General features: G+C 68.9%; 22 protein-coding genes. 15 read left to right on the forward strand and 7 right to left on the reverse strand.

The features are described from left to right. From BDD16_RS18490 to BDD16_RS18500, 3 genes are read left to right on the forward strand one after another with little or no spacing between them, the layout of a single operon-like run. Nucleotides 1-1,404 carry an efflux transporter outer membrane subunit gene (locus tag BDD16_RS18490; RefSeq protein ID WP_179635293.1) on the forward strand — a complete coding sequence of 468 codons (1,404 nt, stop codon included), beginning with the start codon at nt 1-3 and terminating at the stop codon, nt 1,402-1,404. Between the two features lie 6 nt (nt 1,405-1,410). After that, nucleotides 1,411-2,796 (forward strand): class II fumarate hydratase, encoded by a 1,386-nt coding sequence (fumC, locus tag BDD16_RS18495; protein WP_179635294.1) that lies wholly within the window; start codon nt 1,411-1,413, stop codon nt 2,794-2,796. A 16-nt stretch (nt 2,797-2,812) separates the two neighbouring features. Beyond that, the gene (locus BDD16_RS18500; protein WP_179635295.1) at nt 2,813-3,403 is read left to right on the forward strand and encodes a DUF1003 domain-containing protein; all 591 of its coding nucleotides are present in this window, start codon (nt 2,813-2,815) and stop codon (nt 3,401-3,403) included. Nucleotides 3,404-3,590: 187 nt separating this feature from the next. Here the strand turns inward: BDD16_RS18500 and BDD16_RS18505 are convergent, their stop codons facing one another. Further along, complete coding sequence (locus BDD16_RS18505; protein ID WP_179635296.1) at nt 3,591-4,871, reverse strand: glycosyltransferase family 2 protein; 1,281 nt, start codon at nt 4,869-4,871, stop codon at nt 3,591-3,593. Between the two features lie 320 nt (nt 4,872-5,191). Between BDD16_RS18505 and BDD16_RS18510 the strand changes: the two genes are divergently transcribed. Then, the gene (locus BDD16_RS18510; RefSeq protein ID WP_246332605.1) at nt 5,192-5,971 is read left to right on the forward strand and encodes an HDOD domain-containing protein; all 780 of its coding nucleotides are present in this window, start codon (nt 5,192-5,194) and stop codon (nt 5,969-5,971) included. Here BDD16_RS18510 and BDD16_RS18515 read toward each other — a convergent pair. The 3 genes from BDD16_RS18515 to mltB all read right to left on the reverse strand — a co-directional run bounded on the left by BDD16_RS18515 (nt 5,929) and on the right by mltB (nt 11,486). Further along, the gene (locus tag BDD16_RS18515; protein ID WP_179635298.1) at nt 5,929-8,244 is read right to left on the reverse strand and encodes a putative bifunctional diguanylate cyclase/phosphodiesterase; all 2,316 of its coding nucleotides are present in this window, start codon (nt 8,242-8,244) and stop codon (nt 5,929-5,931) included. The genes BDD16_RS18510 and BDD16_RS18515 overlap by 43 nt on opposite strands. 174 nt (nt 8,245-8,418) lie before the next feature. After that, the gene (locus BDD16_RS18520; RefSeq protein WP_179635299.1) at nt 8,419-10,395 is read right to left on the reverse strand and encodes an ABC-F family ATP-binding cassette domain-containing protein; all 1,977 of its coding nucleotides are present in this window, start codon (nt 10,393-10,395) and stop codon (nt 8,419-8,421) included. A 20-nt stretch (nt 10,396-10,415) separates the two neighbouring features. Next, entirely contained in the window at nt 10,416-11,486 is a 1,071-nt protein-coding gene (mltB, locus tag BDD16_RS18525) for a lytic murein transglycosylase B (RefSeq protein ID WP_179635300.1), read from the reverse strand. 55 nt (nt 11,487-11,541) lie between these two features. Between mltB and BDD16_RS18530 the strand changes: the two genes are divergently transcribed. The 3 genes from BDD16_RS18530 to BDD16_RS18540 are packed head-to-tail and all read left to right on the forward strand — an operon-like array spanning nt 11,542 to nt 13,570. Continuing rightward, a complete protein-coding gene (locus BDD16_RS18530; RefSeq protein WP_179635301.1) occupies nt 11,542-12,324 on the forward strand; it encodes an enoyl-CoA hydratase in 783 nt (260 codons plus the stop codon). Between the two features lie 60 nt (nt 12,325-12,384). Next, the gene (locus BDD16_RS18535) at nt 12,385-12,840 is read left to right on the forward strand and encodes a BLUF domain-containing protein (protein ID WP_179635302.1); all 456 of its coding nucleotides are present in this window, start codon (nt 12,385-12,387) and stop codon (nt 12,838-12,840) included. 1 nt (nt 12,841) lies between these two features. Continuing rightward, nucleotides 12,842-13,570, forward strand: coding sequence for an EAL domain-containing protein (locus tag BDD16_RS18540; RefSeq protein ID WP_246332606.1), 729 nt, complete (start codon nt 12,842-12,844; stop codon nt 13,568-13,570). Between the two features lie 16 nt (nt 13,571-13,586). On the opposite strand, the gene BDD16_RS18545 is transcribed toward BDD16_RS18540, so the two are convergent. After that, nucleotides 13,587-15,272, reverse strand: a complete 1,686-nt coding sequence (locus BDD16_RS18545; protein ID WP_179635303.1) for an electron transfer flavoprotein-ubiquinone oxidoreductase — start codon at nt 15,270-15,272, stop codon at nt 13,587-13,589. A 267-nt stretch (nt 15,273-15,539) separates the two neighbouring features. Between BDD16_RS18545 and BDD16_RS18550 the strand changes: the two genes are divergently transcribed. The 5 genes from BDD16_RS18550 to BDD16_RS18570 all read left to right on the forward strand — a co-directional run bounded on the left by BDD16_RS18550 (nt 15,540) and on the right by BDD16_RS18570 (nt 19,383). Then, complete coding sequence (locus BDD16_RS18550) at nt 15,540-16,040, forward strand: heme NO-binding domain-containing protein (RefSeq protein ID WP_179635304.1); 501 nt, start codon at nt 15,540-15,542, stop codon at nt 16,038-16,040. A gap of 126 nt (nt 16,041-16,166) precedes the next feature. After that, complete coding sequence (locus tag BDD16_RS18555) at nt 16,167-16,949, forward strand: SDR family oxidoreductase (protein WP_179635305.1); 783 nt, start codon at nt 16,167-16,169, stop codon at nt 16,947-16,949. A gap of 16 nt (nt 16,950-16,965) precedes the next feature. Next, on the forward strand, nt 16,966-17,604 hold the full coding sequence (locus BDD16_RS18560) for a YceH family protein (protein ID WP_179635306.1): 639 nt from the start codon (nt 16,966-16,968) through the stop codon (nt 17,602-17,604). A 2-nt stretch (nt 17,605-17,606) separates the two neighbouring features. Beyond that, nucleotides 17,607-18,038, forward strand: a complete 432-nt coding sequence (locus BDD16_RS18565; RefSeq protein ID WP_179635307.1) for an acyl-CoA thioesterase — start codon at nt 17,607-17,609, stop codon at nt 18,036-18,038. Next, nucleotides 18,031-19,383: a DNA recombination protein RmuC gene (locus BDD16_RS18570; protein ID WP_310732832.1), complete on the forward strand. Its 1,353-nt coding sequence runs from the start codon at nt 18,031-18,033 to the stop codon at nt 19,381-19,383. The genes BDD16_RS18565 and BDD16_RS18570 overlap by 8 nt, the downstream gene beginning before the upstream one ends. A gap of 134 nt (nt 19,384-19,517) precedes the next feature. On the opposite strand, the gene mnmC1 is transcribed toward BDD16_RS18570, so the two are convergent. Both mnmC1 and BDD16_RS18580 read right to left on the reverse strand, forming a co-directional pair. Then, complete coding sequence (gene mnmC1 / locus BDD16_RS18575) at nt 19,518-21,233, reverse strand: FAD-dependent 5-carboxymethylaminomethyl-2-thiouridine(34) oxidoreductase MnmC1 (RefSeq protein WP_179635308.1); 1,716 nt, start codon at nt 21,231-21,233, stop codon at nt 19,518-19,520. Further along, nucleotides 21,230-22,312, reverse strand: a complete 1,083-nt coding sequence (locus tag BDD16_RS18580; protein ID WP_179635309.1) for a transporter — start codon at nt 22,310-22,312, stop codon at nt 21,230-21,232. The genes mnmC1 and BDD16_RS18580 overlap by 4 nt, the downstream gene beginning before the upstream one ends. A gap of 138 nt (nt 22,313-22,450) precedes the next feature. On the opposite strand from BDD16_RS18580, the gene BDD16_RS18585 reads away from it, so the two are divergent. The 3 genes from BDD16_RS18585 (at nt 22,451) to BDD16_RS18595 (ending at nt 25,743) form a co-directional block, all read left to right on the forward strand. Next, a complete protein-coding gene (locus BDD16_RS18585) occupies nt 22,451-22,804 on the forward strand; it encodes a hypothetical protein (protein WP_179635310.1) in 354 nt (117 codons plus the stop codon). A 90-nt stretch (nt 22,805-22,894) separates the two neighbouring features. Beyond that, nucleotides 22,895-24,472 carry a Ppx/GppA phosphatase family protein gene (locus tag BDD16_RS18590; protein ID WP_179635311.1) on the forward strand — a complete coding sequence of 526 codons (1,578 nt, stop codon included), beginning with the start codon at nt 22,895-22,897 and terminating at the stop codon, nt 24,470-24,472. A gap of 41 nt (nt 24,473-24,513) precedes the next feature. Further along, nucleotides 24,514-25,743, forward strand: coding sequence for a DUF2252 domain-containing protein (locus BDD16_RS18595; RefSeq protein WP_179635312.1), 1,230 nt, complete (start codon nt 24,514-24,516; stop codon nt 25,741-25,743). Nucleotides 25,744-25,758: the final 15 nt, after the last annotated feature.

Genomic DNA, 25,758 nt, shown 5'->3' on the forward strand with positions numbered 1-25,758 from the left:
ATGAGACAGACCGTGGGACACCTGCAACTGATCGTGGCCGCACTGGTGCTGGCCGGCTGTACCAACCTCGCGCCACGCCACGAGCGGCCGGCCTCGCCGATCCCGGCGCAGCTGCCGCTGCCGGCCGAGGCCGCCGCATCGGCTTCGGCCGCGGCCGCGGTGCCGCTGGGCTGGAAGGCCTTCGTGCAGTCGCCGCAGCTCGCGCAACTGGTGCAGCGTGCGCTGGACCAGAACCGCGACCTGCGGGTGGCGGTGCTCAACGTGCAGCGCGCGGAAGCACAGCTCGGCGTGGCGCGGGCGGATCGCCTGCCGACCGTCAGTGCCGGTCTGACCGCAGCGGCCACGCCGAATGCTTCCAGCGGTCGCCAGACGCAGAGCTTCACCGCTGGCGTGCAGGTCACGGCCTGGGAGCTGGACCTGTTCGGCCGCATCGCCAACCTGGGCGAAGCCGCGCAGGCGCAGGTGCTCGCCACCGAAGCCGGCCGGCGCAGCGCCGAGCTGGCGCTGGTCGGTGCGGTCGTCTCCAGCTGGCTGACGCTGGGTGCGGACGCCGAGCTGCTCTCGGTCGCCGACCGCACGCTGGCCAGCCGCGAGTCCACGCTGAAGCTGTCGAAGCTGCGCTTCGATGCCGGTGCCGCGTCGGCGCTGGAGCTGCAGACCGCCCAGAGCCTCGTCGCCCAGGCCCGCAACACGCAGGTGCAGCTGCGCCGCCAGCACGCGCTGGACCTGAACGCGCTGGCGCTGCTGGTCGGCGGACCGGTGCCGGCCGATCTGCGGCCGGGGGCGGCTGCAGCCGGCACGGTTGCGGGCACGGCGGGCGAGGTGCTGGCGCCGGTGCCGGTCGGGCTGGCCTCGGACGTGCTGCTGCAGCGCCCGGACGTGATCCAGGCCGAGCAGGCGCTGGTGGCCGCCAGTGCCAACATCGGCGTGGCGCGCGCGGCCTTCTTCCCGCGGCTGGCCCTCACCGGCAGCGCGGGGCAGGCCGGCAGCCGCCTGAGCGACCTGTTCCAGGCGGGCAATTTCGCGTGGTCGCTGAGCGCATCGGCGCTGGCCACGGTCTTCGACTCGGGTCGCAACCAGGCGAACCTGAACGTCGCCAGGGTGAGTCGCGACATCGCGGTGGCGCAGTACGAGAAGGCGGTGCAGTCCGCCTTCCGCGAGACGGCGGACGCGCTGGCGGGTCTGTCCAGCTGGCGCGAACAGCTCGCGGCCCAAGGCCAGCAGCTCGACGCCGCCCGCGAGATCGCCCGGCTGACCGAGCTGCGCTACACCAACGGCGCCGCCAGCGAGCTGGACCGGCTGGACGCCCAGCGCAGCCTGCTCGCTGCCGAGCAGACGCTGGTGCAGACCCGGCTGGCCGAGCAGGTGAACCGGGTCGGGCTGTTCAAGGCGCTCGGGGGCTGAACCGCCATGACCACCCGCACTGAATCCGACTCCTTTGGTCCGATCGAGGTGCCCGCGCGGGCCTTGTGGGGCGCCCAGACCGAGCGCAGCCGGCGCTTCTTCGCCATCGGCGAGCAGCGCATGCCGCTGGCCGTGGTCCACGCGCTGGCCGAGATCAAGCGAGCGGCGGCGGAGGTCAACCATGCGCTCGGCCTGCTGGACGCTCCGCGGGCCGAGGCCATCGCGGCGGCGGCGGCGCGGGTCGCCGCCGGTGAGTTCGACGCCGAGTTCCCGCTCTCGGTCTGGCAGACCGGCTCGGGCACGCAGAGCAACATGAACGCCAACGAGGTCATCGCCAGCCTGGCCTCGCTGGCGCTGGGCGGCGCGCTCGGCACCGACCGGCGCGTCCACCCGAACGACCACGTCAACCTCGGGCAGTCGTCCAACGATGTGTTCCCGACTGCGATGCACCTCGCCGCCGTGCAGCAGATGCGGCCGCTGCTGGCCGCGCTGGCCCGCCTGCGCGGCGCGCTGCAGGACAAGGCCAACGTGTTCCGCGACGCGCTCAAGATCGGCCGCACCCACCTGCAGGACGCCACGCCCGTCACCCTCGGCCAGGAGTTCGGCGGTTACGACGCGCAGCTCGCGCTGGCCGAAGCGGCGCTGCGCCAGGCGCTGCCGGCCGTCCACGCGCTGGCGATCGGCGGCACGGCGGTCGGCACCGGGCTGAACACCCATCCTGAATTCGGCGCCCGGGTCGCCGCTGTCCTGGCCGAGCGGCTCGGTGCGCCTTTCGTCGTCGCGGGCAACCGCTTCGCCGCGATGGCCGGGCACGAGGCGCTGGTCGGCCTGCATGGGGCGTTGCGCCTGCTGGCCATCGCGCTGAACAAGATCGCCAACGACATCCGCCTGATGGGCAGCGGGCCGCGCGCCGGGCTGGGCGAGCTGCAGTTGCCGGAGAACGAACCCGGCAGCTCCATCATGCCGGGCAAGGTCAACCCGACCCAGGTCGAGGCGCTCACCATGGTCTGCGCGCAGGTGATGGGCCACGACGTCGCGGTCGGCATTGCCGCCAGCCAGGGGCAGTTCGAGCTGAACGTCTACAAGCCGCTGATCGCCCACGACGTGCTCGACAGCCTGCGCCTGCTGGGCGACGCGATGGCGAGCTTCTCGGCGCACTGCATCGAGGGCCTGACGATGAACGCGGCGCGCATGGACGAGTTGCTGCAGCGCTCGCTGATGCTGGTCACCGCGCTTGCGCCGCACATCGGCTACGACCGCGCGGCGCTGATCGCCAAGCACGCGCACCGGCACGGGCTGGGGCTGCGCGAGGCGGCGCTGGCGGTGGGTGGTGTCAGCGGGGCGGAATTCGATGCGTGGGTGGATGCGCGGGCGATGATCGGGCCTGTTTGAAGGAAGCCAACGCACCATGTCCGCCCGCCGCCATTCCCACGAAGACATTGCCTCGAAATTCCTCGGCGCGCCCTATGCCAAGCTGGACAAGCGCACCCAGAACGTCGCCCGCCACGTGGCCGAGCGTCTGCGCATGGCCCACAGCGCGTCCGCCGATCTCGACGAGGAACACGCCACCCGCGGGATGCGCGCCGCGGACGCGGTGGCGAAGTTCGGTGGGTCGTGGACCTTCGTCGGCCTGTTCGCGGCCGTGATGTTCGGGTGGATCGCCGTCAATGGCTATCTGCTGGCGCACCGTGGATCTACCTTCGATCCCTATCCCTACATCCTGCTCAACCTGTTCCTGTCGATGCTGGCGGCGATCCAGGCGCCCATCATCCTGATGTCCCAGAACCGCCAGTCACAGAAGGACCGCATCACCGCCGAGCACGACTACGAGATCAACCTCAAGGCCGAGCTGGAAATCATGCTGCTGCACGAGAAGGTGGATGCCCTGCGCCTGCACCAGTGGGACGAACTGCTGACCCTGCAGAAAGAGCAGCTCGCCCTGCTGACTGCGCTGCACCAGTCTCCTCACCCGCACTGCTGCCCGCCAGGATCGCGATAAGGGCATCCACCGCCCTCCTCAAATCGGAAATACTGACCGTGCGGCCGCGCCAAGGTGCCAGAACGGCCCGGATATCCGACACCGGAAACTGCTGTATCCGGCCGGGCAATACCCTGGACGGGATTCTGGGCTGACGCCGGTCAATATCTCTCAACAGATTCTCGGCGTGTGATGCGCGGGTTCCGGATCAGTTCGATCGAATCTGTTCTGCGTGCCCGTCGCCCATCGACAGGCTGGCCAGCGCGGCGTCTGTCAGCGTGAGGCCCGCGGTGGTGAGTGAGGGGGGCGGTGCCGTTCGGCCGGTGACCCGCAGCCAGGCCTTGTGCAGCAGGACACCGGGCTGGAGCCGTCCGGTGGCCAGGCGTGCACCGATGTCGAACACCCGCAGCCAGCCCTTGTAGACGGCTGCGGTGCTTGCCGGTGTCGGCATGGCACGGGCGAGCGCGAGCATTCCCCAGGCCTTCCAGAGGATCGGTCGCCAGCACGCGGCCTGCCGGAGATGGGCGACGGCCTCGTCCCGGTGACCGCAGACCAGTGCACGGTGTCCGACGTACAGGCAGTTGTGGCGTCGCAGCAAGGCGATCTCCGGGTCGTGCGGGTCGAAGGCCTCGTCGAGACAGGCCAGCTTGTTGCGCTCGAACCGGTAGGCGCCTGCACCGGTGGCCAGGTGGTCCTGGGCGAGGACCTGGTTGCCCATGGCACGCTCGTACTTGATGGCCAGCGGCACGGCGATCAGATTGGCCGGAAAGTGGCGCGCGAGCGCGATGAAGTAGCGGTAGTCGGAGGCGCTGCGCACATGGGTGGCGAAGGGGCCGGCCGTGGCGAGTGCCTCGCGGGTGAGCAGGGTGGCTGGCAGCCAGTTCAGGTAGCCCCAGCGCATGTGCTGCAGCGTGTGCCCGTGGTAGACCATGGCGCAGTCGAGCCCGATTGCATCCAGAACCGCCCGTCCCCAGGCACCGACCGGCGCGCACCGCTGGTAGACGCGCAGGTAGTCGTCGCGGGTACCCGGGGGCAGATCCAGTGCACGGGATCCGATGGAGCGCGCGAAGGCGACGTAGGTTGTCGCGATGTCCGTGCAACTGTGCCGGATCGGCGGTCCCCCATCGCCCAGGTCTTCCAGGGACTCGGTGGCGACCCAGTGTTCGTCCGGATGGGCACGCAGGAAGGCCGTGGTCAGCGCCAGGAACTGCGGCCGCCATTCATCGTCCGAGTCCATGAAGGCGATGAAGCGACCCGTGGCGGCAGCGATGCCGGTATTGCGGGCTGTCGCCACACCCTGGTTGGCCTGGCGGATGAACCGGATGCGCGGATCCAGTCCGTCGAGTCGCTCGACCGTGCCGTCGTTCGAGCCGTCATCGATCACCAGCAATTCCCAGTCCTGGTGGGTCTGCAGAAGAATGCTGGCAACGGCGCGCCCGATCACGTCGACGCGGTTGTAGGTCGGCAGGATGATCGAGACTTCTGGCACTGGACAGTTCCCCTGGTATTTTCTGGAATAGTCTGGAGCGGCTCCCAGATACCGTGAAAACATGATATTTCACTTGGCCTCTGGTTCGTGAAATCTCTGGTTCAGGTTGGCTTGCAAACCGTCGAAGATGGTGGATCGGATTTGCATATTTATCATTTTCAAAAATGCAAGCAGCCGCCATTCCGTGAATACCCCCATTCAGCTGCGGGCTGCCGCTGTCGATGACGGAAGTTCACCTCTTTTTCCAAGGAGTCACTTCCGTGCCCAATTGCCCGACCCGAATCGCTCCATTCGTCGAACGTGCCTGCACGCTCCCGGCCATGCCCGAAGTGGCGCACAAACTCCTGCAGTCGTTCGACCGCGAAGACCTGCCGCTGCCGGAGATCGCCGGCCTGATCGGTCGCGACCAGACGCTGGCCGCCAAGGTGCTGCGACTGGCGAACTCGCCGCGCTATTCGCCGTCGCACACGGTCACTTCACTGGGTGATGCCTCGGCGTCCCTGGGGCTGCGGGCGCTGCGCGACCTGACGCTGTCGGCCAGCATGGTGGGGGCCTTCCCGGCGCTGAAGGATTTCGACCGGCTCTCGTTCTGGCGCGGCACGCTGGCCGTGGCCGCCTACGCCCAGCCGATCGCCCGTGCGCTCGATCTGGACGAGGACATGGCCTATCTGGGCGGACTGATGCTGCGCACCGGTCAGCTGCTGATGTGGATGGTCGAGCCGGCGCAGGCACGGTCGGTGGTGACCCGGGCCATCGACCTCGACAGCCGCATCGGTTACGAGACGCTCGTGTTCGGGTGTTCTCATCCGGAGGTCACGGCGGAGCTGGCGCAGCACTGGAAATTCCCGGCCGTGCTGGTCGAGGCCTTCCGCGCCGCGAACCAGCCGATGGCGGCGCGGCCCTTCTCCCGGCTGGCGGCGGCGCTGCGGCTGGCCAGTGTGGTGGCGGAATGCCGCGAAAGCGGCCGCCCTGTCTCGGAGGGGCTGCTGGCCGTGCAAGGGGATCTGGTGGTGCACCTCGGCCTGGATCTCGACTGGCTGGAGCAGCACCTCCCGGCTCACGAACTGGCCGTGTCCGGGGTCGATGCGCTGATGCACTGACGCCAGGCGGTTGCGGACATCGGGCGGCCGAGCTGGAATCCTTGCAGTTCGTCGCAGCCCAGTGCCCGCAGCGCAGCCGCCTGGGTATCGTCCTCGATGCCTTCGGCCGTGCACCGCAGCCGCAGGGCGCGGGCCAGTTCGATCACCGCCCGCACCAGCGCGAGCTGCTCGACGGCGTCCGGTTGCCGCAACGGCCGGACGAAGGACTGGTCGATCTTGAGGCGGTCGAAGCGGAACCGCTGGAGGTAGGACAGCGAGGAGTAGCCGGTCCCGAAATCGTCCAGGGCCAGCAGGACCCCGAGTGTCTTCAGTGCCGAGAGCTGCATCAGCGCGGTCTGCTCCTCGGCCAGCGCGGACTCCGTCACTTCCAGCTCCAGTCGATGGGGTGGCAGGCCGGAGTCGATCAGGATCTGTCGCACCTCGTCGATGAGGTGCGGGTCGTGGAGCTGGCGCACGGACAGGTTGACGGCCACACGCTGTGATGCCGGCCATGACGCCGCTTCGTGACACGCCTGTCGCAGCACCCAGGTACCGATCGAGGTGATGAGCCCTGACTCTTCGGCGAGCGCAATGAATGCGCCCGGGGCGAGGGTGCCGAGTCTGGGATGGTGCCAGCGCAGCAGCACTTCGGCGCCGGTGGCGTGTCCGGTACGGGCATCGAAGACCGGCTGGTAATCGAGGTCGAGTTCCTGCCGCGCGATGGCGTCGGCAAGCTCCCGCGTCACCAGCGCACGGTGCTGTGCACGTTGGCCGATCGCCTGGTCGAACACCTGCAGCCGGTCCCGCCCGGCGGCCTTGGCGGCATAGAGCGCCATGTCTGCCGAGCGCAGCAGTTCGACATCGCTGTCGCCATGTGCTGGCGCATGCGCCAGTCCCAGGCTGGCCCGCACATCGACCTGGAGGGCCTCCAGCTGGAACGGCGCCCGCAGCGCCATGAGCATCTGCCAACCGACGGATTCGGCGTGGCCCGGTTCGCTGTCGCCCGGCAGGATGACGGCAAATTCGTCGCCGCCGAGCCGTGCCAGCACCATGTCGGGCGTGGCGATGTCCGCCATGCGCCTGGCGACGGCCTGCAGCAGCGCATCGCCGACAGCATGGCCGTGGGCGTCGTTGATGTCCTTGAATCCGTCCAGATCGATCATCAGCAGGGCGACGGAACGCTGTTCGCTGCCCGCCGAAAAGCAGGCACGCAGGTGGTCCTGGAAGCCCCGCCGGCTCGTCTGGCCGGTCAAGCCGTCGGTATTGGCCAGACGCTGCAGTTCGCGTTCATGGCGGCGCATCGCCGTGGTGTCGGTGCCCAGGCCGCGCCAGCCCTGCACGACACCAGCGGGATTCAGCATCGGGCGCCCGCCCAGGCTCCACCACTGGCACTCCGTACCGGTCTGAAGGGGGACGACCAGATCGCGGAACGGTTTGGATCGGCCGAAGTGCCCCGCCAGCAACTGCCGCGCTGCATGACCCTCCGCGTCCTGTGGTGCCTTGGCAGCCAGCACCGCCACCAGCGACTGGCCAGGCAGCGCGCTTGCCGGTGTGCCCAGCACTTCCGACATGCGGGGCGAGGCGTGGGTGATGCAGCCCCGGGCATCGGTCTCCCAGAACCAGTCCTGCGAGGAGCCCTCGAACTCGCTCAGCAGCAGGCTGACCATGTGCGACTGCCGCTCGGCCTCGAATTCGGCCTCGCAGCGCCGCACGAATTCCCGGGACGTCACCAGCATGTCCTTGGACAGCACCAGCACGTAGGCGACCATGGCCAGCACGAGGAGCCGGTCGTTGTCCCGGCCGCTGATCCCGAGGACCACGATGTTGGCGAGGCCGAGCGAACCCAGCCAGACCAGCCCGACCTGCGGATTGCGTGCAAACCCCAGCGCGCCGGAACACAGCACACCGCAGGTGATCAGTCCGATCAGCAGCCGCAGCGGATCCGGTCCGATCAGGTAGAGCCAGGACGCCACACCCTGGTAGAGAAACCCGGTCAGCAGGGCCTGCAGCAGTCGGCGCGGGAACACGTTCATGCGCGCTTTCGTCGACGGCCGCCTGCGCCACCGGCTGTTCAGGATGGCCGGGTTGAGCAGCAGCGCCCCCAGCCAGAGCCCCGCGATGGACGGCGAGATCAAGGGACCCGCTGCGATGACGATCAGTCCGGCTGCCGCGACCATGGACAGGTGGTTGATCCAGTGCCCGTTGCGCCAGGTTTCGAGCTGGCGCGCTTGCAGCCGCTGACGCAGCGGTACGTCGGTGCTGCTGGTCTGCCAGCAACCTTGTATGGACCGCAAGCCAGCATGAATCCATTCATTCACACGTGATTGCGCGGATCTATGGTGGTTCAAGCGGTGAATCCTGCAGGGGGGGCCGACGATTATCCGCGGCTGCCACGATGGATTCCCGGACCGGTGCTGTCAGGCGGGCGCAAGGCAGTCAAGATGCCACATGCTGCCCGAAATGGTCATTCAGACGGCTCCCATGGCTTCGATCTGTTCGCCCAGCTCCATCCAGCGCAGCTCCAGTTCGGCGATGCGGTCGTCGAGTTCCTTGAGCCGACGGCCCTGCTCGGCGCGTGCTGCTGGTGACAGACCGGTGTCGCCGAGGGCGGCGAGCACGCGGGCGTGGTCCTTCTGCGCGGCCTCCAGCGCCTGCTCGGCCTGCTGCTGCTGCTTCTTCAGCGGCTTGGTCAGTTCGGCGAGCTTCAGACGCGAGGCGGTCTGGGCCTTGCGATCGTCCCGGCTGACCGGTGCCGACGCGGGGGCTTCCACCACCGGTGCGGCGATGATCGGGGCGGCGGGTGCAGTGACCTTCCGACTCTGCATGGCCCGGTCTTCCTCGCGGGCGCGTTTGGCCATTTCCTTGCTCTGCTCCAGCAGCCACTTCTGGTAGTCGTCCAGATCGCCGTCGAAGGGCCGCACCTCGCCGCCCGTCACCAGCCAGAACTCGTCGCAGACCTCGCGCAGCAGCGCCCGGTCGTGGCTGACCAGCATCACCGTGCCTTCGTATTCGTTCAAGGCCATGCTGAGCGCCTCGCGGGTGGTGAGGTCCAGGTGGTTGGTCGGCTCGTCCATCAGCAGCAGGTTGGGGCGCTGCCAGACCAGCATCGCCAGCACCAGCCGGGCCTTTTCGCCGCCGGAGAGCGACCCCACGGCCTGTCCCACCATCTCGCCCGTGAAGCGGAAGCGGCCGAGGAAGTCGCGCAATTCCTGCTCGCGCGCCTGGGGGCCGACATCGCGCGCCAGCCGGACCATGTGGGCGAGCGGGCCTTCTTCCAGTCGCAGCACGTCGAGTTCCTGCTGCGCGAAGTAGCCGATCGACAGGCCCTTGCCCTCCTGGATGTGGCCACCGAGCCTCTGGATCGCCCCGGCGAGCGTCTTCACCACGGTGGACTTGCCCTGGCCGTTGGCGCCGAGGATGCCGATGCGCTGCCCGGGCAGCACGGACTTGCTGATGTTCGAGACGATGACGTTGTCGCCATAGCCGACCGAGACATCGTCCATCACGATCATCGGGTTCGGCAGGCTCTGCGGCTCGCGGAACTCGAACTCGAAGTCGGCGCTGGTGAGGATCGGCGCCAGCTTGGTCATGCGGTCCAGGGCCTTGACGCGGCTCTGCGCCTGCTTGGCCTTGCTGGCCTTGGCCTTGAAGCGGTCGATGAAGCGCTGCAGGTGGGCGACCTTTTCCTGCTGCTTGGAGAAGGCTGCCTGCTGCTGCGACATGCGCTCGGCGCGCATCATCTCGAAGCCGCTGTAGTTGCTGCCGTAGCGGGTGACCTGGGTTTCGTCCAGGTGCAGCGTGACCTTGGTGACGGCGTCGAGGAATTCGCGGTCGTGGCTGATGACCAGCATGGTGCCGTCGAAGCGCAGCAGCCACGCTTCGAGCCAGACGAGTGCGTCCAGGTCCAGGTGGTTGGTGGGCTCGTCGAGGAGCAGCAGGTCCCCCGGGCACATCAGCGCCCGCGCCAGCTGCAGCCGCATCCGCCAGCCACCGGAGAAGCTGTTGACCGGCGCGTCGAGCTGGCTGACGCGGAAGCCCAGGCCGAGCAGCAGCGACTGCGCCCGAGCCGGCGCATCGAAGGCACCCACTTCACCGAGCAGGGCGTGGGCGTCGCCGATGGCGTGGCCGTCGTCGGCGGCTTCTGCCGCGGCCAGCGCGGCGCGGGCGGCCATCAGCGGCCGGTCGCCTTCGAGCACGAACTCGGTGGCGCCGGTCTCGGTCTCGGGCATGTCCTGCGCGACTTCGGCAATTTCCCAGCGCGGGGGCATCTCGACATCGCCCTGGTCGGACTGGAGCCGCCCGGTCAGCAGCGAGAACAGCGAGGACTTGCCCGCGCCGTTGCGGCCGACGAGCGAGGCCTTCTCGCCGGGTTGCAGCGTGAAGGACGCGTTCTGGAGGACGATCTTGACGCCGCGGCGCAGCGTGATGGACTTGAACTGGAGCATGGGGGGCCGCGCGGGGCGGATCAGCGGTTGTCGGCGACGGTCTTGAGCGCGGCCAGGGATTCGGAGAGGTCGATCACGGCCATGGCGTAGTACGCGGACCAGTTGTAGCGGGTGATGACCCAGAAATTATCGGTGCCGGCGACGAAGCTGGGCGCCTCGACACCGTTGCGCAACTCCACCAGCGCGAGCTTGCCAGCGTGCTGCTGGCCGGCGGGGCTGAGCAGCGCGCCGCGCTGGGCGAGTTCCGCGGCGGTGAAACTGGGCAGTATGTCGGGCACGAGCAGGGCTTCGCGGTCCGCGTCGGTCGTCGGGGGGAGCACGTCGTAGTGCGTGGCCATGCCCTTGACCCAGCCATGTCCGGCCAGGTAGTTGGCCACGCTGCCGATCACGTCCGGGGTGCTGCGCTGCAGGTCGGTGCGGCCGTCGCCGTCGAAGTCGATGGCGAACTTGAGCCAGGTGCTCGGCATGAACTGCGGCATGCCCAGTGCGCCGGCGTACGAGCCCTTCAGGCTGAGCGGATTGATCCTGTCGCGCGAGGCGAGGGCGAACAGCGCCTCCAACTCGTCGCGGAAGAACCCGCTGCGGTCGCTGCGGCCCCGCGGGAAGTCGAAGGCCAGCGTCGCCAGTGCGTCCACGGCGCGGAAGCCGCCGGTCTGGCGCCCGTAGATCGTCTCGACGCCGATGATCGCGACGATGACCCGCGCCGGCACGCCCCAGCGTTCTTCGGCCTGCCGCAGCCATGCTTCGTTGTCGCGCCAGAAATTGACACCTTCGCGCACGCGCAGCGTGTCGAGAAAGCGCGAGCGGTAGACCTTCCAGTTCTTGGCCGCCGGGCTGGCCGCGGGCATGATGAACTTGGCGACCTGGGCCTGGTAGCGTGCTTCCGACAGCGTGGTGGCGACGACCTCCTCGTCGAGTTCCGGGTGGCGCTGGACGAGGTCCTTGATGAAGGTGGCGACATCCGCCCGGGCTTCATAGCCGGGAGGCGGGCCAGGGACCACCGGCGCGCGTGTCGCGGCCATGGCGGGCCAGAGCGGGCTCAGCAGCAGCGCCGAACACAGGGTCGCGCGCAGGATTCGAAGAACAGACATGGCCCGATTGTCGCCGCTTTGGCACACTGCAGGAAAACACCCCCTGGAGACGCCCATGACCCACCCCGATGAATCCCTGCTGCTGCGCACCCAGGACGCCCGCGGCGTCGTGACCCTGACGCTCAACCGTCCGCAGGCGTTCAATTCGCTCTCCGAGGCGATGCTGGCAGCCCTGCAGACCGAACTGGACGGGCTGGCCGATGACCCGTCGGTGCGCTGCGTCGTGCTGGCGGCGGCCGGGCGCGCCTATTGCGCGGGCCACGACCTGAAGGAGATGCGCGCCGAGCCGAGCCTGGGCTACTACCGCGACCTGTTCACCCGCTGCGGCAAGGTGATGCTGGCGATCCAGCGTCTGCCGGTGCCGGTGATTGCCCGCGTGCATGGCGTGGCGACGGCGGCGGGCTGCCAGCTGGTGGCGACCTGCGATCTGGCGGTGGCGGTGGAGACAGCGCGCTTTGCGGTGAGTGGCGTCAACCTCGGTCTGTTCTGCGCGACGCCCAGTGTGGCGCTGTCGCGCAACGTCGGGCGCAAGACGGCGTTCGAGATGCTGGTGACGGGCGAGTTCCTGTCCGCCAGCGAGGCCCTCGCCAAGGGACTGGTCAACCGTGTCGTGCCGGCGCAAGCGCTGGATGCGGAAGTCGAGCGCCTGGTTGCCAGCATCGTCGCCAAGCCACGCGCCGCGGTGGCGATGGGCAAGGCGCTGTTCTACCGCCAGCTGGAGATGGGGGTCGAGGCCGCCTACCAGACCGCCGTGCAGACCATGGCCTGCAACATGATGGACGAGAGTGCGCTCGAAGGCGTGCAGGCCTTCATCGACAAGCGTCCGCCCAACTGGTGAGCGATCGGCTCAATTCCGCGGACAGATGGTCGATACCGGTCTATCGGTGGGGGTCCGAAGATGTCTGATCTGGTCCATTGCATTTACGCCAGCACGGCCACGCGCGACCTGAGTGCAGACGAGCTGCTGGCACTGCTGGCGCGTGCGCGGGTGTGCAATGCCGCGCTCGGCGTGACCGGCATGCTGCTCCATGACCGGGGCAACTTCTTTCAGGTGCTGGAAGGCCCGGAGGCGGTGGTGGCACGGCTGTATGCCCACATCGCCACCGATCCACGGCACCACCGGGTGGTCGAGATCATCCACGAGCCGATCGCCCGGCGCAGCTTCTCGGCCTGGACGATGGGATTCGCCCGACTGGACGAGGCGGACCGTGCGCAGATACCGGGGCTGAATGACTTCTTCGGCGCCGGCCATGCGCTGAACCAGATCGATGGGGGACGGGCCAGGAAACTGCTGGAGGCCTTCAGTGCCGGACGCTGGCACCGGCGTGTGCAGGTGAGCGATGCGCCGGTCTGACATGACCGTCCCCATGCCGCTGCCGCTGCCCCGGTTCTCTTTCGCGTTCCAGCCGATCGTGCAGGCGACCAGCGGCACGGTGGTGTCATACGAGGCGCTGATCCGCGGACCGGACGGCGAATCGGCGCACAGTGTGCTGAGCCGTGTGCCACACGGTGCCCTGCACGAGTTTGATGCCCACGGCCGCGCAGTGGCCATCGCGCTGGCGGCCCGGCTGGGCCTGTGCACCCAGCTCAACCTGAACTTCCTGCCGCAGAGCCTGTTCAGCCAGCGGGATTTCCTGACCCCGATGCTGGAGGCGGCGAGCCGCAGCGGCCTGCCGATCGACCGCCTGGTGCTGGAGGTCACGGAGGGCGAGGTGATCGATGACGTGGCGCGTTTTGCCGGGCTGATCAAGCGCTACCGGGCCCAGGGGCTGAAGCTGGCGATCGATGACTTCGGTGCGGGCTACTGCGGGCTGAACCTGCTGGCGGAGTTCCAGCCCGACGTCCTCAAGCTCGACATGGCGTTGCTGCGCGGCATCGAACGCAGTGGCCCGCGCCAGGCGATCGTGCGCGCCATCCTGAGTGCCTGTACCGACCTGGGCATCGACGCCATCGCCGAGGGTGTCGAGACGGTGGATGAATTCTGCTGGCTGGCCGATGAGGGCGTGTCCCTGTTCCAGGGCTACCTGTTCGGCCGACCGGGTTTCGAATCGCTGCCCGCAGCGGTGTTGCCGGCCCGCGGCTGAGCGGGGCCGCTGTCGCTCACATGCCCGCGTAGTTCGGTCCGCCGCCACCTTCTGGCGTGACCCAGACGATGTTCTGGGTCGGATCCTTGATGTCGCAGGTCTTGCAGTGCACGCAGTTCTGCGCGTTGATGACGAGCTTGTCGTGGCCGTTGTCGGTCTTGACGAACTCGTAGACACCGGCCGGGCAGTAGCGTGACTCTGGCCCGGCGTACTTCGCGAGGTTGATCTCCACCGGCACACGCGCATCCTTGAGCGTCAGGTGCGCGGGCTGGTGTTCCTCGTGGTTGGTGTTGGAGATGAACACCGAGCTGAGGCGGTCGAAGGTGATGACACCGTCCGGCTTCGGATACTCGATCTTCTCGCACTCGGCCGCCGGGCGCAGGTAGGCGTGGTCCGGCTTGTCGCGGTGCACCGTCCACGGCGGGGCGGCGAAGCCGAGCTTGGGCAGCAGCCACTGCTCGATGCCCGTCATCAGCGATCCGACGTAGACCCCCTTCTTGAACCACTGCTTGAAGTTGCGCGACTTGTCGAGTTCGGCGTGCAGCCAGCTGGACTCGAACGCGGTCGGGTAGGCCTTGAGTTCGTCCTGCTGGCGGCCGGCGGCCAGCGCCTCGAACGCGGCTTCGGCGGCGAGCATGCCGGTCTTGATCGCGGCGTGGCTGCCCTTGATGCGTGCGGCGTTCAGGTAGCCGGCGTCACAGCCGATCAGCGCGCCGCCCGGGAACACCGTCTTCGGCAGGCTCAGCAGGCCGCCGGCGGTGATGGCCCGCGCGCCGTAGCCCAGGCGCTTGCCGCCTTCCAGGTATTGGCGGATCGACGGGTGCGTCTTCCAGCGCTGCATCTCCTCGAACGGGCTCAGCCACGGGTTCTTGTAGTCCAGGCCCGTGACGAAGCCGAGCGTGACCTTGTTGTCTTCGAGGTGGTAGAGGAAACCACCGCCGTAGGTGTCCGCGTTCATCGGCCAGCCCGCGGTGTGGATGACCAGACCGGGCTGGTGCTTCGCCGGATCGATCTCCCAGAGTTCCTTGATGCCGAGGCCGTAGCTCTGCGGGTCCTTGCCTTCGTCGAGCTTGAACTTGGCGATGAGCTGCTTGCCGAGGTGGCCGCGGGCGCCTTCGGCGAACAGCGTGTACTTGCCGTGCAGTTCCATGCCGATCTGGAAGCTGTCGCTCGGTTCCCCGTCCTTGCCGACGCCCTGGTTGCCGGTGGCGATGCCCTTGACGCTGCCGTCGGCGTGGTACAGCACCTCGGCCGCCGTGAAGCCGGGGAAGATCTCGACGCCCAGCGCCTCGGCCTGCTCGCCCATCCAGCGCACGACGCTGCCGAGGCTGACGATGTAGTTGCCGTGGTTGTGGAAGCAGTCGGGGATGAGGGCCTGGGGCGTCTTCGTGGCACCGGTCTCGGTCAGGAACAGCACTTCGTCGGCGGTCACTGGCTGGTTCAGCGGTGCACCGCGTTCCTTCCAGTCCGGGAAGAGTTCGACCATCGCGACCGGGTCCATCACGGCACCCGAGAGGATGTGCGCCCCCGGCTCCGAGCCCTTCTCGATCACCACGACCGACAACTCCCGGGCCTGCGCCTCGGCAAGCTGCTTGATGCGGATGGCGGCGGCCAGTCCGGCAGGGCCGGCTCCGACGATGACGACGTCGTACTCCATCGCGTCGCGGGGGCCGAACTGGTCGAGGATCTCCTGGGGGCTCATGGGCGTCCTTGTAATGGCGGGGTCTGGGTCATGCGGGCGGACGAGATTCTAACGGCCCTCAGACAAAAAAAGAACGACCGTTCTTTTTTGGCGTCGTGAAACCCTGCCGTGCGTCAATTGGCACCTCCGATGATCTTCAGAAGATAACTGGCGGAAGTCAGGCATTTCTCCGTTTTGTTCAATTCGGGGGCACCTATGCTGGCTGTATCGGCTTGCAGACGGGATGACCCGCTTAGCCGGTACTGTCTGGTCAACGTGGGGTGTGTGATGCTGGGTCTGCTGGTTACCGAATTCGTGAACATGGTCGAAGCGCGCTTTGGCGCACCGGTGGCGGACGCCATCCTCTTCGGCATGGACGTTCCTGCCGGGCACGACGATGAACTGCTCGACACCTACCCGGCCGCCCAGCTCCAGGTCCTGTTCGATGCGCTGTCGCGCCGTGTGGGTGAGACGCCGCATGCGCTGCTCCAGCAGTTGGCCAGCCGGCTGGTCGGCCACATCCGGATCGCCAATCCGGACGTCTTTGCCCGCCACGCCGACCTGTTCGGCCAGATCACCGCCGATGGCGACGATGTCGTGCTGCGCTCCTACGAGATCGACGAGTCCGAGGCCGAAGAAATCGAGCTGCTGCTGGGCGAGCGCCAGCAGGCCGAGCGGCTGGTCCGCGGCCTGCTCGACGATCTGGCCCGCTACGAACGCCGCCGCGTGCCCGCACGCCGCTACCCGGCAGCCGCCGCGCTGATGCATGTGCGCGCCCTGATGCGCTGAATTCCACGGCGTCTTCCGAGGCGCCGGGCCGGTGCAGCGGCGGTGACAGGACGCCCGCATGGGGCGTGCTATCTTCAGGTGAAGATTTCGACCAACATCGATCCACACCGAAAGAGGAGCAATTCCATGAGCTACCCCATCGATCTGTCCGGCCGCGTGGCCCTCGTCACCGGTGCTTCCAGTGGTCTGGGGGCTCAGTTCGCACGGGTGCTGTCGCGGGCGGGTGCCGCGGTGGTCCTGGCGGGTCGGCGCACCGACCGCCTGAAGGCCTTGCGCGCCGAACTGGAGGCTGCGGACGGCGACGCCCACGTGGTCGAACTGGACGTCACCGACATCGACAGCATCAAGTCGGCCGTCGCCCACGCCGAGACCGAAGTCGGCGTGCTCGACATCCTGATCAACAACTCCGGCGTCAGCACGACCCAGAAGCTGGTCGATGTCACCCCGGAAGACTTCGACTTCGTGTTCGACACCAATGTGCGCGGCGCCTTCTTCGTCGCGCAGGAAGTCGGCAAGCGCATGGTGGCCCGTGCCCGCGGCGCCGCACCGGGCACCTACACCGGTGGCCGCATCGTCAACATCGCCTCGATGGCCGGCCTGCGCGTGCTGAGCCAGATCGGCCCCTACGCGATGAGCAAGGCGGCGGTGATCCACATGACCCGCGCGATGGCGCTGGAGTGGGGCAAGTTCGACATCAATGTCAACGCCATCTGCCCCGGCTACATCGACACCGAGATCAACCACCACCACTGGCAGACCGACGCCGGCCAGAAGCTGATCCACATGCTGCCGCGCAAGCGCCTGGGCACGCCGCAGGACCTGGACGCGGTGCTGATGATGTTGTGCGCCAACGAGAGCCGCTTCATCAACGGCGCCATCATCCAGGCCGACGACGGCTTCGGCCTCTGAACTGCGGGGGACGCCGATGAGACGCAACCTGACGCCGATGGAGGCGCGCATCGTCGCGGTGCTGCTGGAGAAGGAGGCGACGGTGCGCGACTCCTACCCGCTGTCGCTGAACGCGCTGTGCGCCGGCTGCAACCAGAAGACGGCACGCGAGCCGGTGATGACGCTGGGCGAGGCCGAGGTGCTGGCCGCGATCGAGGAGCTGAAATCGCTGAGCCTCGTCAACGAAGTCAGCGGCACGCGGGTCGTGCGCTACGAGCACAACCTGGCGCGGGTGCTTGGGGTGCCGGGCGCGGCGGCGGCGCTGCTGACGATGCTGATCCTGCGCGGACCGCAGACGGCGGCCGAACTGCGCCTGCATTGCGAGCGGTTGCACCGTTTTGCCGATGTCTCGTCCGTCGAAGGGTTCCTCGACGAACTCGCCGAGAAAGAGCCGCCGCGGGTGCGCAAGCTGCCGCGGGCGCCGGGTGCGCGTGAATCACGTTGGGCGCACCTGCTCTGCGGCGACGCGGGGCTGGAGGCGGCGTCCACCGAGTCGGCGGCGGGCGGCGCGGTCGATGCCGGGCTGGCGGAAGAAGTGGCGGTGCTGCGCGCCGAAGTCCACGAGTTGCGCGGACAGCTCGGCCGGATTGCCGCGGCCCTCGGCGTGGAGCTGTGACGATGCGGTTCGAGATTCCCGACGAAGCCAGCATGCGCTTCACCCACGAGATGGTGCTGCCCATCCGCTGGGGCGACATGGACGCGATGGGCCATGTCAATAACACCATCTACTTCCGCTACCTGGAGATCGTGCGGATCGACTGGTTCGAGCGCCTGGGTTCGCAGCCGGACCCGCGTGGCACCGGCCCGGTGATCGTCAACGCCTTCTGCAACTTCTACAAGCAGCTGGAGTTCCCCGGCGACGTGGTGGCGCGCCACTACGTCTGCAACCCGGGGCGCAGCAGCTTCGACACCTACATCACGCTCGGCCGCACCGACGACCCCGGCGTGGTCTACGCGGCCGGCGGCGCCAAGACGGTGTGGGTGGACTTTCCCGCGCAGAAATCGGTACCGCTGCCCGACGCGATCCGGGCGCTGGTCTCGGGTGAGTGACCGGAGCTTGCTGATCGGCCTGCTGGTGCTGGTGGCGCTGCAGGCGGTCGGGCTGGCGTGGCTGGTCTGGCGCCGACTGACCGATCCCGCCGCGCCAGTCGACGACCCCGAGCGCCTGCAGGCCACTGCCGACGCCATCATCGACGCCGGCCATGCCCACAGCGAGCGGGTCGAGCGCGAACTGCGCACCGAAGTGCAGGGCAGCGCCCGCGGCACCCGCCAGGAGCTGAACGCGGCGTTGGCCCAGTTCCAGCGCCTGCTGCTGACCCAGACCGGCGAGGCCAGCCGCACCCAGTCCGAGCACCTGCGCCAGCTCACCGAGGCCAACGACCGCCGCCTGGCCGGGCTGCAGCAGTCGATGGAGCAGCGGCTCGACGCCGTGCAGCTCAGCGTCGAGCAGCGGCTGGCGAGCCTGCAGGCCGACAACGAGCGCAAGCTCGAACAGATGCGTGCCACCGTGGACGAGAAGCTGCACGCCACGCTGGAGGCCCGCCTCGGCGAGAGCTTCAAGCAGGTGGCCGACCGGCTGGAGCAGGTCCACCGCGGCCTCGGCGAGATGCAGACGCTGGCGCAGGGTGTCGGCGATCTGAAGCGCGTGCTGGGTAACGTGAAGACCCGCGGGCTGCTGGGCGAGGTGCAGCTCGCGGCGCTGCTGGAGCAGGTGTTCACGGTGGAGCAGTACGCGACCAATGTCGTGACCGTGCCGGGCAGCAACGACCGGGTGGAGTTCGCGATCCGGCTGCCGGGGCGCGGCGCGGCGGGGCTGGACGCGCCGGTCTGGCTGCCGATCGACGCCAAGTTTCCCCGGGAGGACTACGAACGCCTGCTGGACGCCCAGGACCGCGCCGACAAGCCGGCCGCCGAGCTGGCCGCGCGTGCGCTGGAGTTGCGCGTGCGCGACGAGGCCCGCACCATCGCCGCCAAGTACCTGGCGCCGCCGCACACCACCGACTTCGCCGTGCTCTTCCTGCCGACCGAGGGTCTGTACGCCGAACTGCTGCGCCGCCCCGGTTTGAACGAGCGGCTGCAGCGCGAGCACCGCGTCACGCTGGCTGGGCCGACCACGCTGCTGGCGATGCTCAACAGCCTGCAGATGGGCTTCCGCACGCTGGCGCTGGAGCAGCGCAGCGCGGAGGTCTGGAAGATCCTCGGCGCGGTGAAAATGGAATTTTCGCGTTTCGGAGAAGTGCTCGAAAAGACCCGCAAGAAGCTGCACGAGGCCAGCCAGACGATCGAATCCGCAGAGGTGCGCACCCGTGCGATGGCACGCCAGCTGCGTTCCGTGGAATCGCTGGATCCGGCGGACGGGCCGCCAGCGCTCTCGGCCGACGCCCCCCCGGAATGAAGGGTCGCACCTCCGATCAGGGGGTTGCATGCCCTGTTCGCCACTGCACAAAGTGCTTAGGCTCAAGGTCGATTTTGTTGTCTGTCTGTCGATTTCCATTCGATGGAGAAGTTGGTCCTGAAATCTCCATCGCTTCACAAGGCGGCTCCCCGGGAGTCGCCTTTTTTTTCGCCCGCCGGATCCAGCGCGTCCCGCAGTGCGGCCTCGACCGGAAAGGGCGCTCCCGTGACCCATGCGGCGAGGACCTGCGCGCCCAGCGCCGCGCTGGTGATGCCCCGCGATCCGAGTCCTGCATGCACGAACAGGCCGTGGCTGGCTCCGTGGCAGCGCGGTACGTGGCGCAGTCCGTCCAGCCGGGTCCGTCCGCTCTGGCGTGCGGCATCGAAGGCGGTGCGGTCGACGGGGGGGCCGATCACCGGCAGCCGGTCCGGCGTGGTGGCGCGCCAGCCGACGCGGCCTGCCGTGGCCATGGTCTCCCGCGCTGCCATGTCCGGCAGGCAGATTCCGAGCTGTGCGGCGCGCGCCAGGTTGTGTTGGTGGTCGGCCAGCCGGACGCTGCCGTCCAGATCCTCGGCCTGGCTGGTTGCGCCGGTCAGCACGCGGCCGTCTGGCAGCGTCAGGCCGTAGCCCTGCCCAGACAAGGCCATCCGCGGCGGACACAGCCCCGGCGTGTCGGCGGGCAGCAACGTTGTCTGGCCACGCACTGCCTGCAGCCGCAGCGCCGCGGCGTGGGGCGCCAGCAGCCGGTTGACCGCACCGGCATTCGCCAGCACGACCACCGGAGCCTGCGCCAGCAACTGCCCCTGGTGGTCCAGCGCCTGCCATTCACCCGATGGACTGCGCCGCAATGCGGCGACCTCGGTCTGCCCCTGGAAGCGCGCCAGCCCTGCCGACACCGCCTGCGCGAGCAGCCAGCGGCACCAGTCGCCCGGTGACAGCCAGCCGGCATCGGCATAGAACCAGCCGCCAGTGGGCACGTCCAGGCCGGTGTGGTGGCGCGCCTCGGCGGCCGTGACCCAGCGGACATAGGTGTCCGGCAGACCGACCCGGGCGAGCTGCGCCGCGGCCTGCGTGGCGTCCAGCCGGTCTTCCAGCCGCACGAAGCCGCGCAGATCCCCTGCGACCGCGCCCGAGGCAATCGCCGGACGGGCCAGCCGGGCCGTCAGCAGCGACGCGGCGCGGAACCAGCGCGCGTGCAGGCTGTCGGGGGCGTTGAAGGTGCCGTGCATCAGGCCGCCCGGGTTGCCTGAAGTCTCCTGCGCCGGGGCGGCTTGCCGGTCCAGCACGGTGGTGGACCAGCCCTGACGCGCCAGCGCCCAGGCGGCGGCACACCCGGCCAGTCCGGCACCGAGGACCAGCGCCTCGCGCGGCCCCTGGTGCGGCGGGCGAAACGCGGCCGGCTGCGGGAGGGTGAAACGCGGCGCGAAGCGGGCCTGCGTGGACCCGGATTCCGCCGCGTCCACGACAAAGCCGTTGCGCGCGAGGCCGTCCCGCACCGAGGCGTCGGTTCGGGGCGTCACCAGGGTGGCGCCGGGCGCGGCCAGCCGGTTCAGCCGCCGCAGCAGATCGGGCGTCAGCGTGACACGGGCATCGAGCAGGAAGCGGCCCACCTGCGCCTGCAGTCCGCGCAGGCGCTGCTCCACATCGCCGGATTCGCCGGGCACCCGCATCCATTGCACCTGCGCGCCGTCCCTGTCCAGGCTGTCCGGGCCATCGAGCGCGAGGACGATCAGGCGTTCGCCGCGCAGCGGGTCGGCGCGCCAGGTGGCGTGCAGCTGCGCCAGCCGCGCGGCGGGGTCGGTGCCGGTGCGCAGGTCGAGCACGACCTGGCGTTCGCGACCCGCGCTCATCCGCCGTCGTCCCGGCGCCGGAATGCCACCCATCCCGCGATGATGGTGAACGCGATCACGATGCTCACCACGACGAGGAAGCCATGCGGGTGGTCGGCCAGCGGAATGCCGCCGACGTTCATGCCCAGCAGGCCGGCGGTGAGGTTGATCGGCAGTGCGAGCACGGTGACGATGGTCAGCACGAAGAGGCTGCGGTTGGTCTGCTCGTTGATCTGCGCGGCCACTTCTTCCTGCAGCAGCTTCACCCGCTCCTGCAGCGACACCATGTCGCGCAGCACCACGGAGAACTCTTCCGTCGCATCGCGCAGGTCCTGCACGTCCAGATCGGCCATCCACACCGGCGGGTGCTGGAGCAGGCGGAACAGTGCCGCCGGCTCCGGCAGCAGCAGCCGCTGCAGGCGCACCAGCAGCCGCCGCATCGCGCCCAGGCGCGAGCGCTTGTGGTTCAGGCGTCCGGCGAGCAGCTGGTCCTCCACGTCATCGATCTGCAGCGTGGCCCGCCGCACCAGGTCGACCAGCATGTCGGCCTGGTGCCGCAGCAACTGCGCCAGCAGGTCGGCGGTCGAGCGCACCGGCTCGCCATCGCGCACCGCCACGCGCAGCTGGTCGATCGAGCGCAGCGGCTTGCGGCGCCCGGTGATCAGCAGGCGGCGGTTCAGGCAGATCCACAGCGTGGCGGTGTCGGTCGGCTCGAAGAAGAAGTCGAACTGCAGGTCGTTGACCACCGCCAGCAGCACCTGCTCGACCCGCTCCACGCGGGTTGAATTGAGGCCGCCGCGCAGTGATTCGAAGAAGGCCTCGGGGAGATCGGCGTGGTCGCGCAGCCAGCGTTCGGTGGCGTTGTTGGCCAGGTTGAAGTGCAGCCACAGCAGGCCGGCTCCGGCGGTGTCACCGTCCTCGTCGGGGTGGTCGGCCAGCCACTGCCGGGCCTGGGTCGACGAGATCGGCTCGGCCTGCAGCGACACCTCCGCATCGGCGGGACCGGCGGGTGCGGAGAACCGGAACCCCCAGATCAGTCCGGCCGGGTCACTGCCATAGAGGTTCTCGCCAGGGAGTGCATGTTGGAAGTCGGTGCGCATCAGTCCGGTCGCTTGCAGTCCGAATAGCGGGGGGCCCGAGTCTGCCGCAATTCCGTGAAGTGTCGCGGGGACATGCGCCGATGGTCGCCACTGTGTTTTTAAAATAACTATACTGTTTATACCGTTTAGGAGAACAGAATGAATGATCCCGTCCAGTCCCCCGTTGCCCGCAAGCGCGCCCCCCGCACGCCCCGCGCCAAGGTCGTTGCCGTCCCCGCGGCCGCGCCGGTCCCGCCGGTGACCGTGCCGGCGGCGCCTGCCGTGAAGCAGAAGCTCGTCCGCGACAGTTTCACCTTTCCCGAAAACGAGTACGCCCAGATCGAGGTGCTGAAGAGCCGGGCGCTGGCGCTGGCGCACCACGCCAAGAAGAGCGAGGTGCTCCGCGCGGGCATCGCGGCGCTGTCGGCCCTGCCCGACGAGGCGCTGCTCGCGGCGCTCAAGGCCGTGACGCCGCTCAAGACCGGCCGTCCGAAGTCGGGCAAGAAGCGCTGAAGTGTGGGAAAAGGCGCTGCCGTGCACGCCGGCATGGCCGGGCAGCGGCCTTGCCATCAAGCTGTCATCGATCCGACTTAATTTGTCGTCATGACCATCCTGGCTGCCTGCGCTCCTGTCCCGAGCACACTGAATTCCGCCCACCTCCCTGACCTGGCAACGGACAGCCAGGGCCTGCACTGGCGCGGCGTGCTCGCGGCCGTCGACCTGGGGTCCAACAGTTTCCGGCTGGAGCTGGCCCAGATCCGCGAGGGCCGCTACCAGCGCATTGCCTACCTCAAGGAGATGGTGCGACTGGGCGGCGGCCTCGATGCCCGCGGCCGGCTGACCCCGCTGGCCACCCAGCGCGGGCTGGCCTGTCTGGCGCGCTTCCGCCAGCGGCTGGGCGGCCTGCCCGCCATGCAGCTGCGTGCCGTGGCCACCCAGACCCTGCGCGAAGCGGGCAACCGCGACGAGTTTCTGGCCCGCGCCGCCGAGGCGCTGGGCTATCCGATCGAGGTGATTTCCGGGCGGGAAGAGGCGCGGCTGATCTACGCCGGCGTGTCGCGCATCGAGCCGGCGGCGCATCCCCGGCTGGTGATCGACATCGGCGGACGTTCGACCGAAATCATCCTGGGCCGCAACCTCAAGCCGCAGCTCGCCGAATCGTTCCAGATCGGCAGTGTCAGCCTGTCGGAGCGCTACTTTGCGGATGGCCGCTGCACCGAACACCGCTTCCGCCAGGCCCAGATCAACGCCGAGGCGGTGCTGGAAGAATCCGTGCAGGCCTTCCGGCAGGAACGCTGGGACGAGGCCCTCGGCTCGTCCGGCACCGCCAGCGCCGTGAGCCAGATCCTGCTGCAGTCCGGCCGCGGCGATGGGGCGATCACGCAGGACGGCCTGCGCTGGCTGCGCAAGCAGTGCGTCGCGGCGGATGCGTTGCAGTCACTGGAGCTGCCCGGCCTGCTGGCGGAGCGCCGGGCCGTGCTGCCCGGCGGGCTGGCCATCCTGGGCGCGGTGATGAACGAGTTCGGCATCGACGAGATCCGGCCGACCCGCGCGGCACTGCGCCAGGGCGTCATCTTCGATCTGCACCAGCGCATCCAGGTGCGGCGCGAGAAGGACGGCCACAGCTGGCAGGACGAGACGGTCGGCGACCTGCAGCGCCGCTTCCAGTGCGACCGGGCGCACGCGTCGCGTGTCCAGCAGCTGGCCCAGCACCTGTTCGGGCAGATCGCACCGGACGCGTCCGCCGTGCTGCAGCAGGAACTGGTCTGGGCGGCCCGGCTGCACGAGATCGGCATGAGCATCTCCCACCACGACCACCACCGCCACAGCGCCTACCTGCTGGCCCACATCGACGCGCCGGGCTTTTCGCAGAGCCAGCAGCGCCGACTCGCCGATCTGGTGCTGGGCCAGCGCGGCGGGCTGCGCAAGGTCGAGGCGGTGCTGGGCGATGCCGGTCGCGACGCCCAGATCCTGGCGCTGCGCCTGGCGGTGCTGTTCTGCCATGCCCGCAACGAGCTGGGCGCCTTCCGGCCCGGTCTGGTGTGCCAGCAGGACACGGTCGTGCTGCGGCTGGACCGTGCCTGGGCCGCCGAGTACCCGCGCAGCATGCACCTGCTGCGCGAGGAGGTGGCGAACTGGTCCCGCGCCAGCCACCTCACCCTGGAACTGCAGGAGCGCTGAGTCGCTGCGGCAGCCATCGTTTTCAACGCCCTGGATCGTCCATGAACATCGTCAAGAAGATCCTGCGTTTCAACGAGGGCCGCGATCCGGTCCGGCTGGCCATGAAGTACCAGGCCATGCGCACCGACCCGTTCGTGTTCCTGCGCGGCACCTGCCACCTGTTCCACGCCCGCCTGCCGGTGACGTCCGAGCTGCGCAAGGCGCCGGCCGTGTGGACCTGCGGTGACCTGCACCTGGAGAACTTCGGCAGCTACAAGGGCGACAGCCGGCAGGTGCAGTTCGACATCAACGACTTCGACGAATCGCTGCTCGCACCGGCCACCTGGGATCTGGTGCGGCTGCTGACCAGCGTCGTGGTGGGGCGGCAGAGCCGGAGCCTGGGTCGTCGCGTGGCGTCTTCCTCGCGCCAGCTGTGCGAGGTCCTGCTGCACGCCTACGTGCAGGCACTGGTCGATGGCAAGGCGCGCTGGGTGGACCGCGACACGGCCCGGCCGCCGGTGTCCGATCTGCTGCAGGCGGTGCGCGGGCGCAGCCGCCCGGAGTTCCTGGACAGCCGCACGGCGCTGAAAGGGCGCCAGCGCCGCATCCGCGTCGACGGGCACAAGGCACTGAAGGCCGGCGAGGACGAGCAGGAGAAGGTCCGCGCCTTCATGACCGGCTTTGCCCGCGAGCAGTCCCGACCGCGGTTCTTCGACGTGCTCGACGTGGCGCGGCGCATCGCCGGCACCGGCAGCCTCGGGGTGGAGCGCTACATCGTGCTCGTGCGCGGCAAGGGCTCGCCGGACGGCAACTACCTGCTGGATCTCAAGAAGGCCTTGCCCTCGTCGCTGCAGGGCCACGTGCCCACCGTGCAGCCGGCGTGGCCGGACGAGGCCCACCGCATCGTGGCCATCCAGCAGCGCATGCAGGCCGCGAGCATGGCCTTCCTGCACGCGGTCCGGCTGGAGGACACGCCGTTTGTCCTGCGCGCGCTGCTGCCGAGCGAAGACCGGGTGACGCTGTCGCAGGTCGGCCGTCCCGTCGCGCGGCTGCAGCAACTGCTGGTGGTCATGGGGCAGTGCCTGGCCTGGGCGCAGTTGCGCAGCAGCGGGCGCGGAGGCGCTGCCACGGCCGACGAGCTGATCGCGTTTGGCCAGCAAGCCAAGTGGCAGGGCCGCCTGATCGATCTGGCGCATGCCTGCGCGGAAGAGGTGCAGACCGACTGGGCCTGCTTTGCCAAGGCGTGCGACGACGGGGTCGTTCCGCTGTCAGGCGGTGGTTCTGGGGCCTGAGCAGCACGGCAGCGT

This window comes from Sphaerotilus montanus, from assembly GCF_013410775.1.
Lineage (GTDB): Bacteria > Pseudomonadota > Gammaproteobacteria > Burkholderiales > Burkholderiaceae_C > Sphaerotilus > Sphaerotilus montanus.

What these genes read in the sequence shown, in the direction of transcription:
- mnmC1 (WP_179635308.1), bottom strand. Translation starts at nt 21,233, where the DNA reads ATGAGCGCGGGTCGCGAACGCCAGGTCGTGCTCGACCTGCGCACCGGC.
- BDD16_RS18530 (WP_179635301.1), top strand. Translation starts at nt 11,542, where the DNA reads ATGACCCACCCCGATGAATCCCTGCTGCTGCGCACCCAGGACGCCCGC.
- BDD16_RS18550 (WP_179635304.1), top strand. Translation starts at nt 15,540, where the DNA reads ATGCTGGGTCTGCTGGTTACCGAATTCGTGAACATGGTCGAAGCGCGC.
- BDD16_RS18585 (WP_179635310.1), top strand. Translation starts at nt 22,451, where the DNA reads ATGAATGATCCCGTCCAGTCCCCCGTTGCCCGCAAGCGCGCCCCCCGC.
- BDD16_RS18555 (WP_179635305.1), top strand. Translation starts at nt 16,167, where the DNA reads ATGAGCTACCCCATCGATCTGTCCGGCCGCGTGGCCCTCGTCACCGGT.
- BDD16_RS18590 (WP_179635311.1), top strand. Translation starts at nt 22,895, where the DNA reads ATGACCATCCTGGCTGCCTGCGCTCCTGTCCCGAGCACACTGAATTCC.
- BDD16_RS18545 (WP_179635303.1), bottom strand. Translation starts at nt 15,272, where the DNA reads ATGAGCCCCCAGGAGATCCTCGACCAGTTCGGCCCCCGCGACGCGATG.
- BDD16_RS18560 (WP_179635306.1), top strand. Translation starts at nt 16,966, where the DNA reads ATGAGACGCAACCTGACGCCGATGGAGGCGCGCATCGTCGCGGTGCTG.
- BDD16_RS18595 (WP_179635312.1), top strand. Translation starts at nt 24,514, where the DNA reads ATGAACATCGTCAAGAAGATCCTGCGTTTCAACGAGGGCCGCGATCCG.
- BDD16_RS18565 (WP_179635307.1), top strand. Translation starts at nt 17,607, where the DNA reads ATGCGGTTCGAGATTCCCGACGAAGCCAGCATGCGCTTCACCCACGAG.
- BDD16_RS18500 (WP_179635295.1), top strand. Translation starts at nt 2,813, where the DNA reads ATGTCCGCCCGCCGCCATTCCCACGAAGACATTGCCTCGAAATTCCTC.
- BDD16_RS18540 (WP_246332606.1), top strand. Translation starts at nt 12,842, where the DNA reads ATGACCGTCCCCATGCCGCTGCCGCTGCCCCGGTTCTCTTTCGCGTTC.
- BDD16_RS18535 (WP_179635302.1), top strand. Translation starts at nt 12,385, where the DNA reads ATGTCTGATCTGGTCCATTGCATTTACGCCAGCACGGCCACGCGCGAC.
- BDD16_RS18510 (WP_246332605.1), top strand. Translation starts at nt 5,192, where the DNA reads ATGCCCGAAGTGGCGCACAAACTCCTGCAGTCGTTCGACCGCGAAGAC.
- BDD16_RS18490 (WP_179635293.1), top strand. Translation starts at nt 1, where the DNA reads ATGAGACAGACCGTGGGACACCTGCAACTGATCGTGGCCGCACTGGTG.
- fumC (WP_179635294.1), top strand. Translation starts at nt 1,411, where the DNA reads ATGACCACCCGCACTGAATCCGACTCCTTTGGTCCGATCGAGGTGCCC.
- BDD16_RS18520 (WP_179635299.1), bottom strand. Translation starts at nt 10,395, where the DNA reads ATGCTCCAGTTCAAGTCCATCACGCTGCGCCGCGGCGTCAAGATCGTC.
- BDD16_RS18580 (WP_179635309.1), bottom strand. Translation starts at nt 22,312, where the DNA reads ATGCGCACCGACTTCCAACATGCACTCCCTGGCGAGAACCTCTATGGC.
- mltB (WP_179635300.1), bottom strand. Translation starts at nt 11,486, where the DNA reads ATGTCTGTTCTTCGAATCCTGCGCGCGACCCTGTGTTCGGCGCTGCTG.